Annotated in this window: 17 protein-coding genes and 3 riboswitches; of the genes, 4 read left to right on the top strand and 13 right to left on the bottom strand. The window is 54.9% G+C overall.

Annotated features, from left to right (window positions below):
• Nucleotides 1-51: 51 nt before the first annotated feature.
• Complete coding sequence (locus A6M21_RS05890; protein WP_066666952.1) at nucleotides 52-1,161, bottom strand: D-alanine--D-alanine ligase; 1,110 nt, start codon at nucleotides 1,159-1,161, stop codon at nucleotides 52-54.
• 332 nt (nucleotides 1,162-1,493) lie between these two features.
• On the opposite strand from A6M21_RS05890, the gene ytaF reads away from it, so the two are divergent.
• Nucleotides 1,494-2,153 (top strand): sporulation membrane protein YtaF, encoded by a 660-nt coding sequence (gene ytaF / locus A6M21_RS05885; RefSeq protein WP_151191817.1) that lies wholly within the window; start codon nucleotides 1,494-1,496, stop codon nucleotides 2,151-2,153.
• Nucleotides 2,154-2,282: 129 nt separating this feature from the next.
• On the opposite strand, the gene A6M21_RS05880 is transcribed toward ytaF, so the two are convergent.
• Entirely contained in the window at nucleotides 2,283-3,476 is a 1,194-nt protein-coding gene (locus A6M21_RS05880) for an FprA family A-type flavoprotein (protein ID WP_066666951.1), read from the bottom strand.
• Between the two features lie 193 nt (nucleotides 3,477-3,669).
• Here A6M21_RS05880 and A6M21_RS05875 point away from each other — a divergent pair, with 193 nt between their 5' ends.
• Both A6M21_RS05875 and A6M21_RS05870 read left to right on the top strand, forming a co-directional pair.
• Nucleotides 3,670-3,897, top strand: a complete 228-nt coding sequence (locus A6M21_RS05875; protein ID WP_066666950.1) for a putative signal transducing protein — start codon at nucleotides 3,670-3,672, stop codon at nucleotides 3,895-3,897.
• Between the two features lie 179 nt (nucleotides 3,898-4,076).
• On the top strand, nucleotides 4,077-6,371 hold the full coding sequence (locus A6M21_RS05870) for a phytoene desaturase family protein (protein ID WP_151191816.1): 2,295 nt from the start codon (nucleotides 4,077-4,079) through the stop codon (nucleotides 6,369-6,371).
• A 35-nt stretch (nucleotides 6,372-6,406) separates the two neighbouring features.
• On the opposite strand, the gene sigH is transcribed toward A6M21_RS05870, so the two are convergent.
• From sigH to A6M21_RS18660, 3 genes are all read right to left on the bottom strand, one after another.
• Complete coding sequence (gene sigH, locus A6M21_RS05865; RefSeq protein ID WP_066666948.1) at nucleotides 6,407-7,051, bottom strand: RNA polymerase sporulation sigma factor SigH; 645 nt, start codon at nucleotides 7,049-7,051, stop codon at nucleotides 6,407-6,409.
• 287 nt (nucleotides 7,052-7,338) lie between these two features.
• Nucleotides 7,339-7,635: a hypothetical protein gene (locus A6M21_RS05860; RefSeq protein WP_066666947.1), complete on the bottom strand. Its 297-nt coding sequence runs from the start codon at nucleotides 7,633-7,635 to the stop codon at nucleotides 7,339-7,341.
• 3 nt (nucleotides 7,636-7,638) lie between these two features.
• The gene (locus tag A6M21_RS18660; protein WP_161486015.1) at nucleotides 7,639-7,797 is read right to left on the bottom strand and encodes a hypothetical protein; all 159 of its coding nucleotides are present in this window, start codon (nucleotides 7,795-7,797) and stop codon (nucleotides 7,639-7,641) included.
• Between the two features lie 105 nt (nucleotides 7,798-7,902).
• On the opposite strand from A6M21_RS18660, the gene A6M21_RS05855 reads away from it, so the two are divergent.
• Nucleotides 7,903-8,127: a DUF3892 domain-containing protein gene (locus tag A6M21_RS05855; protein ID WP_066666946.1), complete on the top strand. Its 225-nt coding sequence runs from the start codon at nucleotides 7,903-7,905 to the stop codon at nucleotides 8,125-8,127.
• A gap of 92 nt (nucleotides 8,128-8,219) precedes the next feature.
• On the opposite strand, the gene A6M21_RS05850 is transcribed toward A6M21_RS05855, so the two are convergent.
• The 8 genes from A6M21_RS05850 to A6M21_RS05815 all read right to left on the bottom strand — a co-directional run bounded on the left by A6M21_RS05850 (nucleotide 8,220) and on the right by A6M21_RS05815 (nucleotide 16,110).
• Entirely contained in the window at nucleotides 8,220-8,519 is a 300-nt protein-coding gene (locus A6M21_RS05850; protein WP_066666945.1) for a DUF3784 domain-containing protein, read from the bottom strand.
• Nucleotides 8,520-8,871: 352 nt separating this feature from the next.
• Entirely contained in the window at nucleotides 8,872-10,215 is a 1,344-nt protein-coding gene (locus A6M21_RS05845) for an Nramp family divalent metal transporter (RefSeq protein WP_078060428.1), read from the bottom strand.
• A gap of 781 nt (nucleotides 10,216-10,996) precedes the next feature.
• Nucleotides 10,997-11,169, bottom strand: a riboswitch (M-box (ykoK) riboswitch).
• A 39-nt stretch (nucleotides 11,170-11,208) separates the two neighbouring features.
• Entirely contained in the window at nucleotides 11,209-11,412 is a 204-nt protein-coding gene (locus tag A6M21_RS05840; RefSeq protein ID WP_066666944.1) for a hypothetical protein, read from the bottom strand.
• A 385-nt stretch (nucleotides 11,413-11,797) separates the two neighbouring features.
• A riboswitch (M-box (ykoK) riboswitch) is annotated at nucleotides 11,798-11,970 on the bottom strand.
• Nucleotides 11,971-12,210: 240 nt separating this feature from the next.
• Nucleotides 12,211-12,939 (bottom strand): hypothetical protein, encoded by a 729-nt coding sequence (locus A6M21_RS05835; RefSeq protein ID WP_151191815.1) that lies wholly within the window; start codon nucleotides 12,937-12,939, stop codon nucleotides 12,211-12,213.
• A gap of 314 nt (nucleotides 12,940-13,253) precedes the next feature.
• A complete protein-coding gene (locus A6M21_RS05830; RefSeq protein ID WP_066666942.1) occupies nucleotides 13,254-14,084 on the bottom strand; it encodes an energy-coupling factor ABC transporter ATP-binding protein in 831 nt (276 codons plus the stop codon).
• A gap of 234 nt (nucleotides 14,085-14,318) precedes the next feature.
• A complete protein-coding gene (gene cbiQ, locus A6M21_RS05825) occupies nucleotides 14,319-15,101 on the bottom strand; it encodes a cobalt ECF transporter T component CbiQ (RefSeq protein WP_066666941.1) in 783 nt (260 codons plus the stop codon).
• Nucleotides 15,079-15,426: a hypothetical protein gene (locus A6M21_RS05820; protein ID WP_066666940.1), complete on the bottom strand. Its 348-nt coding sequence runs from the start codon at nucleotides 15,424-15,426 to the stop codon at nucleotides 15,079-15,081. Before A6M21_RS05820 ends, cbiQ begins: the two co-directional genes overlap by 23 nt.
• Before the next feature lie 18 nt (nucleotides 15,427-15,444).
• Entirely contained in the window at nucleotides 15,445-16,110 is a 666-nt protein-coding gene (locus A6M21_RS05815) for an energy-coupling factor ABC transporter permease (RefSeq protein ID WP_066666939.1), read from the bottom strand.
• Nucleotides 16,111-16,269: 159 nt separating this feature from the next.
• A riboswitch (cobalamin riboswitch) is annotated at nucleotides 16,270-16,476 on the bottom strand.
• Nucleotides 16,477-16,569 lie beyond the last annotated feature (93 nt).

The following is a 16,569-nucleotide window of genomic DNA, read 5'->3' as shown; positions in this document are numbered from 1 at the left end:
TCCCGCCGGCGTAACGCCGCGGGCGGCGGTAATGCCCGCGGCGACTCAAGTTTACTTTCCGGACGTTTGAAAGGTGGTCTGTGAACGGTTTTTCTCCTCGTGCCGCTCCAGGGCCAGGGCGATCAGCCGGTTCAACAGATCCCCGTACATAATCCCGGTGGCCTCCCAAAGCTTGGGATACATGCTGGTACGGGTGAAACCGGGAATGGTGTTGATCTCGTTCACCAGCACCGTACCGTCGCTCCGGCGCACAAAAAAGTCCACCCTGGCCATACCGGCGCAGTCCAGCGCCTTGAACACCCGCACCGCCAATTTTTGAATCTGCAGCATGGTTTCCGGCGGCAGCGGGGCGGGAATAATCAGCCGGGACCGGCCTTCCACATATTTGGCCTCGTAATCGTAAAACTCGTTCAGGGGAATAATTTCGCCCGGCAGGGAAGCGACCGGATAATCATTGCCCAGCACGGCCACTTCAACTTCCCGGGCGTCCACAAATTCTTCCACAATAACCTTGCGGTCGTACCCGGCGGCCAGATTAATCGCCTGCACCAGTTCCCCGCGGTTGCGTGCCTTGGAAATGCCCACACTGGAACCGAGATTGACCGGCTTGACAAAACAGGGATAACCCAGTTGTTCAACGTCTTCCAGCACCGCGTCCCGCTCGCGCTCCCAATCCGTGCGCAAAAAATGCCGGAATTTTACCTGGGGCAGTCCGTTCTGGGCAAAGACGGTTTTCATGATGATTTTGTCCATCCCCACTGCCGATGCCATTACACCAGCCCCCACATAGGGTATGTTGGCCAGCTCCAGCAGGCCCTGCACTGTGCCGTCCTCGCCAAAAGTACCGTGCAGCACCGGAATGACCACATCAATGCGGCCACCCACCCGGCCCGCCGGCCCGCCGTCGTCCTCTGTATGCACAAACCCTTCACAAGCGGGATCGGCCGGCAATGTCACCGGCACACCGCCCGCCTCCCCGCCGGCCAATGCCCGGGCCGGTTCCACCCCCGCCAGCCACCGGCCTTCCCGGGTAATCATCACCGGCAGCACTTCGTATACTTCCCTGTCCAAAGCATCCATCACCGATGCCGCCGAATTCAGCGACACCTCGTGCTCCCCTGAACGGCCGCCGAAAATCACTGCCACCCTTTTTTTTGCCATCCGGCCATCCTCCCCGCCATAACTTTTTAATAGTTTATTCCACTAAAAGGCAGTCCAAAACCATGCTCTTATTTTATCGCCGGCCGGCTGCCACGGCAAGTGCCATCGCCAAAACAACACTTTATTCTTGTTTTGCCGCTTCCAGCACAGGAAACATTTAAAAACAAGCGAATTACATGATTAATCAGCTGTCTGAAATTGCCTGGCACCTTGGGCTTTACCGGCGCATAAGTTAACATGCAGCCATCAAAGCAGTACCACCTCCCCCGGGGTGATCCCGTTTGTCCCGGCGGACATATTTTTGCCCGAAACTGATTCCTGGAGGGTTGGATGTGCATTTCCTTTCCATGTTCATGCTGGCGCTGTCTTCCAACCTGGACAATCTGGGCGTCGGTATTTCTTACGGCACCAGAAAAATCAACCTTCCACACAGTGCCAATTTGATTGTGGCCGTAATCACCAGCACCGGCACGCTGCTCTCCATGACCATCGGCGGTTTGGTGGCTCTTTACCTGCCCGCCGGCGTGTCTAACAGCATGGGTTCGCTGATCATGATCGCTGCCGGCCTCTGGGTAATACTGCGGGATAAAAAGAAAAACACCGGCAGCGGTAAAACGACTGCCGGTGAATATCCGCCCTTGACCGGGGCGGGGAAAATCCGCCTGCTCACTCAATTCAACACCCTGGCTGCAGTGGCCCGGGAGCCGTACCGGGCGGACATGGATTACTCCGGCCATATCAGTCCTTACGAAGCCGTCATTCTCGGCCTGGCTCTGACCATGAGCAATCTTTCCACCGGCCTGGGCGCCGGCATGGTCGGTTTGAACCCCTGGCTGACCACCGCCCTGGTGGGCATTTTCAGCCTGCTCACCCTCAAGGGCGGCATCCAATTCGGCAACCGATACGCCTCCCGCTGGCTGGGCGACCGGGCCGGCCTGGCGGCCGGATTGCTGCTGATTATCATCGGGGTGTATGAATTTCTTGCGCCATAACTCGCCTGCCGGCCGAAAACCCCGGTACTTTTAAGTCCGGGGTTTTTCCGTCCGGCCGGACGGCCGGCCGCTGTATTTACCTGTCCTCAACCGCTTCCCGACAAAAGCCGGGGACGGCTCCGCACCGGCCTACCGGGCGTTGACCGCCTCCGCCACCCGCCGGCCCAGGGCCACGCACTGTTCCAGCACAGCTTCCGTTGGCGCCCAGTTGATGCCCAGGCCCGGCTCGATCAATTCCACGCCGGCCCCTTTCAATCTTTCTTCAATCGCCTTGACGGCGCCGCCGCCCCAGCCATAGGAACCGAAAGCCAGGCCGATTTTTTTGGTTGGTTTCAGTCCGCGCAGGTCATCGAGCAGGGGGGCCAGGGTGGGCAGAAACTCGCGGTTGATGGTGGGCGAACCGACCAGGATTGCCCGGGCGTTGAGCAACTCCTTGATCACATCGTTGCGGTCGGACACGGACATCTTGAACAGTTTGGCTTCCACGCCGGCCGCGGCAATGCCCTGCAAAATGGCGTGGGCCATTTTTTCCGTGCTCTGCCACATTGTGTCGTAGGCAATGACCACTTTCGGGTCGGCCTCGCCGCCGGCCCATTTAAGATAGGCGGCTACTATTTTACCCGGGTCACGGCGCCAGATCATGCCGTGGCTGGGCGCGATCATTTTTATTTCAATTCCCATCTCCCGCACCTGTTCCAGTTTCTTCAACACCAGCGAGCTGAAGGGATAAAGTATGTTGGCGTAGTACTTGGCCGCCTCTTCCATGAGCATGGAACCGTCCACCTGATCTTCAAAACGGAACGTGGAAGCCAGATGCTGGCCGAAGGCGTCGTTGGGCAACAGCAGCGCTTCCTCCGGCACATAAGTGAACATGGAATCCGGCCAGTGCAGCATGGGCGCCTCGATAAAAGTCAGGGTGCGCCTGCCCAGGGAAAGCCTGTCCCCCGTCTTGACGATGTTGAAGTCCCAGTCGCCGAAGTAAAGCTTGCGCAAACCGTCGGCCGCCTTCTGGGTGCAGAAGACCTTCGCCCGGGGGGCCAGCTTCATGATTTCGGGAAAGGCGCCGGAGTGGTCGCTTTCAATATGGTTGACCACCACATAATCAATATCACCGGGAGGAACAATTTCCTCGATGTTGCGTACCAGTTCCCCGGTGAACGGTTTATATACCGTGTCCACCAGTGCTGTTTTCTCATCCCGGATCAGATAAGCGTTGTAGGTGGTACCCCGGTGGGTGGAGTAAGCCGGGCCGTGGAAATAGCGGATATTCCAGTCCACCGCCCCTACCCAGTAAACGTCCTTTAAAATTTCCACTGCAGGCATTTTGATTCTCTCCTTGTAAACGGGATGGCCAGAGTAAATTCCCTGGGCTGGAAACATTTTATCACTTATTAATAGGAATTGTAAATACTACTTTTTTATTACACATTGATAGTATTTCCTTAAAAAAATCAGTCTATCAGAAAATAACCGATCAAAAATATATGTTAAAATGATCATAAAAGGGGATGAAGGCATGAAATGGGAAAAGTTATGCGTGGCGGCCAATGAAATTGAAGCCGGCATGATTGCCGGGCTGTTGGAAAACGAGGGCATTCCGGTGGATTTAACGTATTCCGGGATCAACAATTACCTGAAAATATTTATGGGGCCGGTGGTAGCCGTGGAGATCCGCGTACCGGCCGGTAAAGTACGGGGGGCCAGGGAAATAGTAGCAGCCTTTACCGGCCGGGAGGAAGACTGATTCCCGTTTTTGTCCGCCCCGGCCCCGCCGGCGCAGTCAGGTAAAATATCCGCGCCGGATATTACCATAGACTCATTTTACCCGCCCCAGGTAACAAATATTATATTTTCCCCCTTTTTACGGCAGGAAAATACATTGCCCAACGCCAATTAATGACCAGCGGAAGGGAGATGGGCCGCTTGAACAGGCACCCGGAGGAAGCCCCGCCCGGCAATGAGACGGCATACAGGCCGGACGCCGGCCGGGGCCGTGGTATGGCGAACATTTTACCGGCCTTTGTCCCCTGGATCCTGTACTGGGTCCTGCCGGCACCCTGGGGTCTGACCGGCGGTCTGGCCGTTTCGCTTATTCTTTTCTGGCGGCTATGGCGCCGGCGGCAGCAAAAGATCATGGACGGCTTCACCGCGGCTTTTTTCCTGCTGGCCGCCGGGCTGGTTTTCCTCCTGCATGCGGCATGGTTTATCCGTTGGCAAAACGTGCTGGCTTTTGCCGCCCTGGCCGCCATGGCCTTGTTTTCCCTTTTAGCCGGCTCGCCTTTCACCCTGCAGTACGCGCGGGAGGACTGGCCGCCGCAGCTCTGGACCGAACCGCTTTTCGTGGCCACCAATATACACATCACCCTGGCCTGGACGGTGGCTTTTACCTACGGCGCTGTGATGGCGATAATCCTTCCCGCCGGCCCGTGGCGTTTACTGTATCTTCACCCGGGCACATTGGCGGCGTTGGCGTTTACCATAATCTGGCCCCGGTTTTACCCCCGCCGCGCCATTGCCATCCGGCTGCACAGGGAAAAGTCCCTCCGCCCCCAATGGGAAAACCCCGACTTCGAGACCTGGCGGGCAATCCGGGAGGAGCCCTTCCAGGGCACTGAAATTTGCCGTCTGCCGGATCAGGATGCGAACGGGACGGAACCAGCCGGTGCAGCGCCCACCGGCGGCTTGTCCGCACCGCTGGCGGTGGTGCACCGGGTGCCGTCAAGAGATCGCTTCGACGTGATCGTGATCGGCGCCGGAATCGGCGGCCTGACGGCAGCCGCCCGCCTGGCGGACCGGGGACTCAAGGTGTGCGTGCTGGAAAAACAGCACCAGCCCGGCGGTTATTGCACCTCATTTGTGCGCAAGGGCTACACTTTCGACGGCGGGGTGGAATCGATCAGCGGGTGCGGCCCCAACGGACCGGTCACCTTGCTGCTTGAGGAACTGGGCGTCCGGCAGCGCATCCGGTTCCACCGGCATCAGCAACGCTATTGTACACCCATGGGCACACTGGACATTCCGGACAATTATATTTCATTTACCAACCTGCTCGTCGACCTGGCCCCGCAAGAGGAGGAAGGCATCCGCACCTTGATGGCTGAACTGGAAGCTGCCTACCATCAACTCTATCAGGATGTGAAAAGCACCGGCGGGATTCCGGGACCGCCGGGCACGGTGGAAGAAGCCCTGCGCTACCCCCGGACCCACCCCGATTATTACCTGGCCACGCGCTATACCTGGGGTGAATATATCCGCCGCCGGGTCCGGGACACATTCATTTTCGACATTTTGACCCTGCTTACTGCCTACCTGGGCGACCGCGGTCCGGACACACCCGCTGCCGCGATGATCCCGTTGATGGGCTATTACATCGAAGGAGGCGTTTACCCGGCAGGCGGCAGCCAGCGCCTGGCCGACGTGCTGGCGGACGCCGTACGCGAACGGGGCGGGGAAGTACGCCTGAACTCGCCGGCCGGCCGTATTATCTTGAAAGAAGGCCGGGTGGCCGGGATTTATGTGCACAATGACACCTGTCTGGTGGCCCCGGTAGTAATCAGCAATGCCGATCCGCGGCAGACCTTTTTTCAACTGGTGGGCAAAGAAAATTTACCCCGGCCGTATACCGGCCGGGTGGAAAAGCTGCGTCCCTCACCGTCGGCCTTTGCCCTTTATATGGCCCTGGACCGTCCGTCCGGGCTGCCGGAACGCACCTTTGTGCAGCCGGCCGGACGTTTACCCGGTGATTCCCTGGGTATCGGCGGGTTTGTGCTGATCAGCAACGCCGCCCTGGATCCGGAACTGGCGCCCCCGGGTGCCGCGGATCTGACCATGATCACCCTGACCCGCCTTTCGGCGGAACACTGCGCCTGTATGGCCCGCCAGGACTATCTGGCCTTCAAGGAACAACTCACCCGGATCATGCTTGACTATGTGGAAGAAGTGGCACCCGGTATCAAAGAGCATATCGTGCATGCCGAAGCGGCCACTCCGCGCACTTTTTACCGTTATACCTGGAATACCGCCGGCGCCATTTACGGCCTGGAACCGGAAACCGGCGCACAGGGCACGCAATGGCTGGACCGCAAGACGCCCATCCCCGGCCTGTGGCTCACCGGCGCCTCGGCGTGGCCGGGACCGGGGATTGAAGCGGTGGTCATTTCCGGTACGGCCGTGGCGGATGAAATAATGCCCCGCAAGATAAAAAAGGTTCACCCCTGAAGAGTAAACCTTTCAACCGGATAACTGATTAAATTTTAAGCTTCACGTTTTTCCAGGTACCTTTCCAATTTTCGCTTTACCCGCTGCAGGGCGTTGTCGATGGACTTGACGTGACGCTTTAAATCCTCGGCTATTTCCTGGTACGATTTACCTTCCAGGTACGACATGAGCACCTGCCACTCCAGGGAACTGAGGATTTCGCCCATTTTTTCCTCAATGTCATAAAATTCTTCCCGGCTGATGATCAGTTCTTCCGGATCGGTGATTTTGGTGCCGGAAATGACATCCAGCAAAGTGCGGTCGGAATCTTCATCATAAATGGGTTTATTCAGGGAGACGTAGGAGTTCAAGGGAATGTGTTTCTGCCGGGTGGCAGTTTTGATGGCAGTGATGATCTGCCTGGTGATGCATAATTCGGCAAAAGCCCGGAACGAGGACAGCTTGTCCATGCGAAAATCACGAATTGCCTTGTATAAACCGATCATACCCTCCTGGATGATGTCCTCCCGATCGGCCCCGATAAGGAAATAGGAACGCGCCTTGGCCCGGACAAAATTCTTGTACTTGTTGATTAAATATTCAAGTGCCGCATCGTCACCCTCACGGGCAAATTCCACCACTTCTTCATCCACCATCAACTGAAAACTGCCGGCAACATCAATCTGTGCGTTCAGGCTCACGATATCCCCCCCGCTTTATCTGTCCAGCATTCCCGCGGCAATACAGAAAAAGAAAAGCCCTTTACCGTTAAACAACAAAGCCGGGAAAGAATTCATACCCCGGCAATCCTTTTTCTCTAAACGGAACAAGGCGTTATCCGGTGCGTGGGACTACAGTTTTGCCACACCTATTATATCTTAGGCCGGTGGGCTCGTCAAGAAAAAATACCCCCGCCGGCAGGATGATTGACAATAAATTTACCAACTATTCTGTCAGGCTGCAAATTCCGGTAAAATAACAATCAGTTCTAACCGATAATGGTTTGGTAAACTTTTATCCCCCGGGAACTCAGGTCCTGCATCAAATCAGGCAGTGTCAACAGAAAAGGATATTTTTTCATGTCCTGCACGGCCAGATAGGCGTCCCAGTCGCGGTGCCAGGGGAAAGGCCTGTCCCCGCCGGTCATCACTGCCGTCCATGGAAAGCCGAAGCGGCGGGCGAAACGGTCTTCCAGACCGGCCATATCCTCAATGCCCTCCATTTCTTCCGGCGTCAGCGTCCAGACATCTTTCAGGCTGCCCACGGCAACCACTTTACGGCCCACTTCTCAGTCGCATTCATAAAAATAGACGCCTTCCCCCCCGCTCATTGACCCCAGCGTTTTCCCGTCCATGGTGCCGAAAACAACCAGCGGTTGCTCCGCCGCCCGGCGCAGGGCATCCAGCAATAAATCATTGGCGACGGCCGCCAGTAAAACACCGGCCAAATCAACCAGCTCCCTTACCGTTTTACTGAATTATATCAAATTATCATTGCGGCAGAAATAACTATTCCCGCCACCGGACATAATAAGCCCGGGAGGGATCCGGAAATGGAACAGGCCAGAATTGAAAGGGTCAAGAAAAACTCAGCCGGCGATATCACCGACGTAATGATCAACGGCAATGTCTATAACATCGGCGAAGCGATCATGATGGCCAAAGACGGCCGGATCGCCGGGGTAAACGTGGCCAGGGCGAGAAACGGCCGCGAATACCTGCGCAGCAACCCGGACGCAACAGCTGAAAACAACCTGGACAACCTGCCCACGCTTTAAGCTGGAAACGGCGGCCGGCACCGGCCGCCGTTACCGGCACCGGGGTGCCCGGGGATCAGCATGTCCTTGAACGGATCGCAGGATCCGTTGTTTTAACCTTTCCGGCGATCGGCCCGGAAAATAATGAATAATCCAATGAGAAGAAATATAAACCACGCCGTATCAGTGGCCTCCGGATAACCATACCGGGCAAGTATGCCCCCGGCCAGCAGGACCAGACCCATGACCAGCAAACCATTACCGGCCAGGCTTTCCATTCTCCTTAGCTCCAGCTTCCTTTCTTCCCCGGCAAATGCCGGATCGTTTGCGGCCATCCGCATGAAAAGCCGGCCATATTTAATCAGAAGACCGGCAATAAATATGATTATCCCGCCCGCCAAAGCTGCATGCATCCGTATAACCCCCTCAAAAATAATATTCCCGTCCGGGAATGGAAAACAGACAAACCGCCCCGGTCAAAAATAATCTGATTATTGTACATTCATAAAGGCCGGTTTTGCCCTGCGGTGACTGATAATGCCGCCGGTCGACAGCGTCCATTTTCACCTTCAAGAGTATTTTGCCGCCTGCCGGAACCGCCGCCCGCTTCCAATACAAAGCCCCGCCGGGGAAGCCAGCGGGGATACATCAAAAAGAAGAAACATGAAGGAGGCGGAACTTGCATTCATTGACTTTGATTTTATACCCTTATTGTTACAAAATTATATAAAAGGTGTTACAGAATTGATAAATGTAATTACAAATCTAACTTGTGTAACTGGAGAACAGACTGGGTAAGATCACCTGAACTGCCAGAGTTATCGACAGTATGAAGAGTATAATGATGATAATCCAGTTGATGACGTTGTTCCAGCGTTTATTGACATACTCTTCTCCCAAAAGCTCTTTGTCGTTAAGAAGCAGTTGCAGAAAAATGATCGCCGATGGCAACATCAGCCCGGCCAGAACCTGCACACCGATAATGATCGTTTGTAGCGGTGCGTTGGGAATTAATACAATAGCAGCTGCCAGCAGCACGGCCGCAATATACAGGAGATAGAATTTGGGCGCACTCCGGAACGGCATCTGCAAGCTATTTTCCCAACCCCTGACCTCACTATAGGCCCAGGCGCTGGACAAAGAGATGGCGGTTGTACCGAGCACGGCAGCATTCACCATCAGTAGAAGTATACCATTTTTGACCGTGTTGCCCAAAATCGGGGCGATCATCACCGCCAACTGCGCCGGATCTTCGTAGTTCATGTGATGAATCCGCATGACGTTGCCGACAATCATCATTCCACCAGCCACGATGATGGTAAAGCAGGCTCCGATAAAGACGTCCAGCCTGGCAAACTTCAAGTCTTTGAAACGGAGCTTCTTATCCGCCACGCAACTCTGTTGGAAAAAGAGCTGCCAGGGGGCGATCGTCGTACCGACAATGGCAATAACCAGGAATACCAGATCGGTGGTGACACCCCCCTCGGGTATGCTTGGAATAAATGTGTTTAAAGCCACTGCTCCGGCACCCGGATGTGCCAGCATTGCGAAGATGACCCAGGTGAGGTCGAGAAGGCACAGCGCAACAGTGATTCTCTCCCAGCGGAGATAGCTGCCGGTGGTCACCAGGATGATCAACCCGATGGCAGCTGTCGGAACCGAAATCCGGGGTGCCACACCCATCCTTTGCAGGGCAAGAGAGATAGCGGCGAACTCCGTAACCAGGGTGAAGAAGTTGACCAACTGTAAATCAAAGAGTGAGAAATGGCCCCACCACTTCCCAAACCGCTGATAGATCATGGCCGCATGCCCCTTGCCCGTAGCAATCCCGAGCCTTGCCACCATTTCCTGGCAGAAATAGGTGACCGGCAGGAGCAGCAGCAGTACCCAGAGCAGATGCAGACCATATTGGGCGCCGGCTTGTGTGTAGGTCGACACCGCCCCGGCATCGTTATCCGCTTCCATAACTATCAGGCCGGGGCCGAAAACCATTAAAAAATGCAGGATGTTTCTCCATACCGGATTTCTAACAACGCGGCTTCTGGTCAAAACATCGCCGCCCGTTGGTACCGCTACCCTATCCACTTGAACATTTTCAAAATCTCTCATCTTTATCACCGCCTCGGATCAAAGTATAGAACCGCTAGAGAACTCAAAACCCGGTCCGGGAACGATTTGGATTGTCGCATAAAGGCTTTGACGCCTCCAAATCCATGAAAGGGCTAGACATGGTGATGAAGCAATCGCCGTGTTCCGGTATCATTCTTTCCAACCGCATCAGCCATGCCTTTTACGGTCATCTCCTTTGCCAAGTGCATAATAAGGAGCCGCTTCCCGTTTGCCAATTACATAATAAGGAGCCACTTCCCGGTCTTGTCCATGGTGTTTTAACCTGCTTGACATTACAACCATGTTCGCATTTCACTCTTGGCGCGCGATCACGCAAATAAGTCCGGTATTGCCAAAAATTTAGGCAATTTTTTACCGTGTTGCAGGCAATGCTCGTCATTTTGATTACCTCCATTCATCTGTTTTTCTGTTAACCACTATCGGTGCCGCGGGCACAGCAAAATACACTGCCGCACTTGATGGCAGGCAGTGGGCGGGCGCGCGGGCGATCGGAGATACAGAATGATGAATGGACGGCTCAGTGAAATGCAGGTCAGGAATAAAAACCGGTGACTGGTCCGTCGATGATTCCGATCCGGCCCGTGGCAGCCTTGTGCCCTTGCCCTATGCACTTGTCGATCCGCCGTCGTCGATCAGGAGGTTCATGCTCCGGCATCTCGCGGCCATCACCTTTCCACCCTGAGATTCCCGGCGCCGGGAGCGCCGGTGAGGGATCAAAAAAGTCTTCCCGCAGGAAGACCAGACATCACACACGTATATGCCCATCCTCCCGCTCGTTGAGCTTTGGCACTGCATAGCTTAGAGATCGGACTTTTTCTCAGCCACACTAGGTAGAACCTTAAGCCGGTAATACCTGTTGGCCCGCTGGCGTCTTTCGACGTTTCCGGGCAGTGGCGTCTGTCCATGCAGGAGCCTCACCTAACGAAGGAATGGCTTTATTCAGTTATCTCTTAAACAGGTGCAATTTACAGGCTACATTCCAGAAAGTACGCGGTAAAAAACCAGACCGACCATGAAGATCAAGTACATGCGCAGGGCCATCAAAGAGTATTTAACGCTTTTAGTCATTTTCATGGCACCAGCGGCATCCACATCTTTCTTCTCTTCCGGTTCATCAAACAAAGGATGGACCACCAGGAATTCTATTTCTGCCGCGTTGCAGGCAAAGCTCGTCATTTTAATTACCTCCATTCATTTTGTTTTCTGTTAATTACAACCGGTTCCGCGGGCACGGCAAATCACACTGCCGCATTTGATTTGCAGGCAGTGGACGGGCGCGCGCGGGCGATCGGAAATACAGAATGCTGAATGGACGGTTCATTGACGATGCAGGTCAGGAGTAAAAACCGGTGACTGGTCCATCGATGATTCTGATCCGGCCCGTGGCAGCCTTGTGCCCTTGCCCTATGCACTTGTCGATCCGCCGTCGTCGACCTGGAGGTTCGTAATCAGACATCTCGCGACCATCACCTTTCCACCCTGAGATTCCCGGCGCCGGGAGCGCCGGTGAGGGATCAAAAAAGTCTTCCCGCAGGAAGACCAGACATCACAAACGTATATGCCCATCCTCCCGCTCGTTGAGCTTTGGCACTGCACAGCTTAGAGATTAGACTTTTTCTCAGCCACACTAGGTAGAACCTTAAGCCGGTAATACCTGTTGGCCCATTGGCGTCTTTCGACGTTTCCGGGCAGTGGCGTCTGTCTATGCAGGAGCCTCACCTAACGAAGGAATGGCTTTATTCAGCTTTCCTAGTAATTATATAACCGGTCTGGAGAATATGCAAGAATATTTTTTATATAACCGGTCTGGAGAATATGCAAGAGTATTTTTTATTAAATTTGTCGTCCGGGACCGATCACCGCCCCGGACCAATAGTTTGTCAATACCCGGCCGGCATGCGGTTTTTGATCATCTATGCTCAATAAAAAGCCCTATTGAACCACACTGCCGGGATTGCCCGCCCGGTCCGGATTTCACCCGGCCCTGGCATTATGCGTTTTAGTGCCCTTATCCAGGTTTTCCAGCTCTGTCAAGAATATGGAGACACCCCGCCACCAGTTGGTATCCTGTGCATACCGGGAGCGGGGGTTGCGGGGCGAGTCAATCCAGTGCACCGGATTCATCCCCGCCGGACAGCCGTAACTGAGGTGCCTTACTGTTTGCGATGCAATCAGCGCCGCTTTGGCGAACCCGGGAGCAAACACCTGCCAGGAATAATAAACATTAAACGGATTCTTGATCATTTCCCGGGCGCCGGCCGCATCCACGGGAACAAAGGATTGCTCCTGCCCGGTAATCGCCAGCAGTAAGAGCGGGTTGACGTCAAACTGTCTGCCGGCGAAGTCCAGCGCTTTTAAATAGCCGGGCGCCGCTTCCATCGAATGCCTTGCGGCAAGCCAGGCCAGTACCGCGGCCGGGTTTTTGACCGGATGGTAGCAAATTTCCGCCGGGGTTACCGCCGGCACGTTTTTCAACTGCTTGTCGTCCAACAAATACGGCACGTCCACCGGGTGCGGATGGAATGAAAAGCTACTTGCGGAGGAATTGGCATTTGCCGGCTGCAGCGCAAGCAGCGCCATCTGGGATTGCAACATGGCCCGGGGGGACTCCCAACAAAAAAGCTGTTTTTGCAAAACAGCCAGCATGGTTTGCAAGCCGGTGACCTCTGGCTTCTGTTTGGGCGGATTAATCCATGTAAGCACAGGAATTGCTTCATCTAGCATGCTTCGTGGATCCATCATTTCTTGGAGGGTAGAGATGTTTTTTCTCAGTCCTCTGGCGGCGTAACTCAATGAGATGGAAATAAGCCTGCCTATGCCGGCCGGGGCGGCTTCGGAAAACAATAAAATCAGTGACAGCATCATGCCTCCAATGATTAACCGGCGGTAAAAGTTCCGCCCCGGACTATACTGGCGGTATAAAGGCATAAAATCACCTTCCCTACCTTCCAGTGTATGTCCGCAGGCGGTTGTTCATGAGACATCCTGGCCGCTTTCGTGATACTATTTCCCGTCCCTCACCCGTTCATGGTCCGGATCGCTTTCCTGGCCTGCCCGATGGTCAGGGGCAAGGCAGCTTTCTCCTGCATCCGGTCCCGCTGCAGCAATTCCACCAGGTGGGCGACCCGGGGCAGGCGGAGGTTGTTCCCGCGAATGGCGCCCACATCGGAAAACACTTCCGTGGTGGACCCGGTGAGAACAATCCGGCCCCGGTTCATCACATACACCCGGTCTGCCAGCAGCGGCACCACATCCACGTCGTGGGTGGCAAAAACCAGGGTGATATTCAGCTGCCGGTTGATTTCATTAAGCAATTCGATTAACTGCGCCACGCCCCGGGGATCCAGGGCGGCGGTCGGCTCATCCAGAACCAGCACTTCCGGTTTCATGGCCAGCACGCTGGCCAGGGCCACCCTTTTCTTTTCCCCGCCGCTGAGATTGTACGGGCTTTTATCCTCATATCCCGCCAGGCCGACCACCTGCAGCGCCCAGCGTACGGTTTCCCCGATCGATTCCCGGGGCAGGCCCAGATTGAGCAAACCGTAACTGATCTCCTGGCGTACCGAAGACGAAAACAGTTGGTCGTCAGGATCCTGGAACACCATGCCGACGATGCGTCTTACCGTTTTATAATTATTCTTTTCCACCGGCAGTTCCTTGACCAGCACCCGTCCCACTGAAGGCTGCAGCAGGCCGTTGAAAAGCTGAAAAAGGGTTGACTTGCCTGCCCCGTTGGCGCCCAGCACAGCCACCCGCTCCCCGGCAAACACGTTAAAGTCGATGTTTTCCAGGGCCGCCGTGCCATCCGGATAAGTAAAGCCCACCTTGTCCAACCGGATCAATTCCATAAACATACCTTCTTCATCAAAATTTCTCCTCTACCATACAGCGCTGCCGGGTACGCCCCGAAGCTGAATGGCAGCGGTAATGATTGCCATGATGCAAACCATAGTTATTTACATGCCGCTGCTGACAGTATCTTAGTTGTAGAAGAAAACTTTTTTCGCCGGACCGGAGCATGGAGCGACGAGGTACGGCCACCACCTTTTTCATTTTTAGGTTGCGTTAAAAAATCACGTTCGTTAATGAAAAAGAAAATCCCCCGCCAGCACCGCCAGTAAAACCAGTCCGCCCGCCGCTCCGCACGCCAGATCCCGGAACGGAATCTTCCCGGTGAAGTAAGGCGGTAAAATGGCATTTTCGTCATACCCCCGCGACAACATTGCTTTGTATATGCGCACGCTGCGGTCCAGTGCCTTGACCAGCACATTGCCGGCGATGGTTCCCACGTCCCGGGCCTGCCTGTACCAGGGCATCCCCTCGCCGCCCCGGCTCAACTGGGCGTGGCGCATGGTGACGGCCGTTTCTTCCAGCAATAAAATATAGCGGTAAATCATTTCGGCCAGATCAATCATTAATCCGGGTATTTTCAATATGCGCAGCGTGGCCAGAATTTCCGGCATGGGCGTGGTAAAAGAGAGCAGAGCGGCCAGAGAAACGGCGGCCATAATGCGCAGCATGATTAGAAATCCCATTGCCAGCCCTTCCCAGTAAACGGGCAGCGTCCAGAAATGCAAATTAACCTGACCGATTACCGTATGCCCCTGGGTGAAGAGCAGGTTCAGCAATACCAGCCAGGCCACTCCGAAGGGAATGGTCAACCGGCGCAAAAGTTTCGACCAGGGTAATCCCAGGCCGGCAAAAAGAAGCAGGGTGGCGAGCCAAATACCCGCCACCAGGTACCAGTGCCGCAACATCACCGCGATAAATACAGCCGCCAGCAACAGGCAGGTTTTCACCCGGCCGTCCAGACACTGAAAAAACGATTCCTTCCGGTCCGATTCACTTACTGTTGCCAATTCCATAGGCGCCCTCTGTTTTCTTTTCTTCCGTTTCATCTTTCAATTCAAAAAGCTTACGCCAGTTGTGCCCGACAATCAGTCCGGCAAAAAAATTGGCCACTGAAAAGGCGCCCACCTGGGCATCGCCCGGCAGATCGATGAACGGGTGGGACTGATGATGGACCACCTGCGAAGCCATGGCGTTAACCGTATCATCGGTGCCGCCACCTTCCATTTTGTGCATGTCCATGTACTTGGCCGCGCCGAAGATCAAAGCCAGTAAAACAAACATGGTGATTAACATATACCGGGTGAAAGGATCGAACCATTCCGTTTTTTGTTCTGCCATGTTTTCAACTCCCCCGTTTCACGATTTGCCGGCCGGCGCCACGCCCGGCAACAAATCCGGCCGACGGTTGACCATCACCTGCAGCACGGCGGCAGTGAAAACGGCTTCGGCAATGGCCAGCGGCAACTGGGTGGGGCCGTAGCCGAGGAAAAAGATCATCCATTGCTTAACCAGAGGAACATGACCGTGCAGGCTGAGGGCCAGCTCAAAGGCACTGGTCAGGTAGGTGGCCACATCGCCGACAAAACCGGCCACTCCGGCAGCCAGCCAGATCGGTCCCTTTACCGCCCGCAACGCCTTCCAGCAGAGGTAACCGGAAATGCCGCCGACAATACCCATGGAAAAATCATTGGCGCCGATGGTGGTGATCCCGCCGTGCCCCAGAAAGAGTGCCTGGAAAAACAGCACAATGGCGGAAATCACCGCCGTGGCAAAAGGACCGACAATAATGGCGGCAAGCGGTGTGCCGCAGGGGTGGGAACAGGAACCGGTCACCGGCACCGGTAAATGCATGGCCGAAATAACAAACACAGCCACCCCGACCATGGAAAGGAAAGGCTTGTAGGCCAGGTTCTCCCGTACCCGCCTTTTGATCTCCTTCAAACCAGGAATGATAAACAGTGCCGTAATGCCGTACCACATGCCCCAGGCCTTGGGCGGCAAAATTCCATCTTCAATATGCATAATTTACCTCCCCATGAACTGATTTTTGTCCCGCAACCGGTAAAATGCCCGGCCGGGAAAATTAAAAACCCTTCACAGCAACCTGCAAAGGGTTTTATCAGCCTGGAGAAAACAACAGCCATCCGGGCATAAAAACACCTCCCCTATCATCCGTAGGTTCCTGCGGTGCCGGAACGAGCAGGTCTCCTGGCTCAAGGTCATCACCGCCTCACGCCTTCCCGGGGCCGGCGCGCAGCATCGCGCGACGCCCAGTGACATCATGTGAAGCGGTTCCCCCTTACAGTGGCGGGACCGCGCCGGATTTACACCGGCTTCCCTTTTAAACACTTCCCCTCGGGAAAGTGTACTCATTCCGCTCATTTATTTGATTATCAACTATTTAAAATAATAACACGTTTTTTAGTGCCTGTCCAGTCATAAACTGCCATTAAGCGCCGGCGCACCAAAAAACCGTTGCTG

The organism is Desulfotomaculum copahuensis (assembly GCF_001655685.1).
Taxonomy (GTDB): domain Bacteria; phylum Bacillota; class Desulfotomaculia; order Desulfotomaculales; family Desulfovirgulaceae; genus Desulfotomaculum_G; species Desulfotomaculum_G copahuensis.
Note: the sequence above shows the minus strand (reverse complement) of the source record. Positions and strands in the feature narration are given on the sequence as shown.

Excerpts from the sequence above, each read along its gene's own strand:
- A6M21_RS05890 (WP_066666952.1), bottom strand. The coding sequence starts at position 1,161 with ATGGCAAAAAAAAGGGTGGCAGTGATTTTCGGCGGCCGTTCAGGGGAG.
- A6M21_RS05880 (WP_066666951.1), bottom strand. The coding sequence starts at position 3,476 with ATGCCTGCAGTGGAAATTTTAAAGGACGTTTACTGGGTAGGGGCGGTG.
- A6M21_RS05875 (WP_066666950.1), top strand. The coding sequence starts at position 3,670 with ATGAAATGGGAAAAGTTATGCGTGGCGGCCAATGAAATTGAAGCCGGC.
- A6M21_RS05855 (WP_066666946.1), top strand. The coding sequence starts at position 7,903 with ATGGAACAGGCCAGAATTGAAAGGGTCAAGAAAAACTCAGCCGGCGAT.
- A6M21_RS05850 (WP_066666945.1), bottom strand. The coding sequence starts at position 8,519 with ATGCATGCAGCTTTGGCGGGCGGGATAATCATATTTATTGCCGGTCTT.
- A6M21_RS05845 (WP_078060428.1), bottom strand. The coding sequence starts at position 10,215 with ATGAGAGATTTTGAAAATGTTCAAGTGGATAGGGTAGCGGTACCAACG.
- A6M21_RS05840 (WP_066666944.1), bottom strand. The coding sequence starts at position 11,412 with ATGACGAGCTTTGCCTGCAACGCGGCAGAAATAGAATTCCTGGTGGTC.
- A6M21_RS05830 (WP_066666942.1), bottom strand. The coding sequence starts at position 14,084 with ATGGAATTGATCCGGTTGGACAAGGTGGGCTTTACTTATCCGGATGGC.
- cbiQ (WP_066666941.1), bottom strand. The coding sequence starts at position 15,101 with ATGGAATTGGCAACAGTAAGTGAATCGGACCGGAAGGAATCGTTTTTT.
- A6M21_RS05820 (WP_066666940.1), bottom strand. The coding sequence starts at position 15,426 with ATGGCAGAACAAAAAACGGAATGGTTCGATCCTTTCACCCGGTATATG.
- A6M21_RS05815 (WP_066666939.1), bottom strand. The coding sequence starts at position 16,110 with ATGCATATTGAAGATGGAATTTTGCCGCCCAAGGCCTGGGGCATGTGG.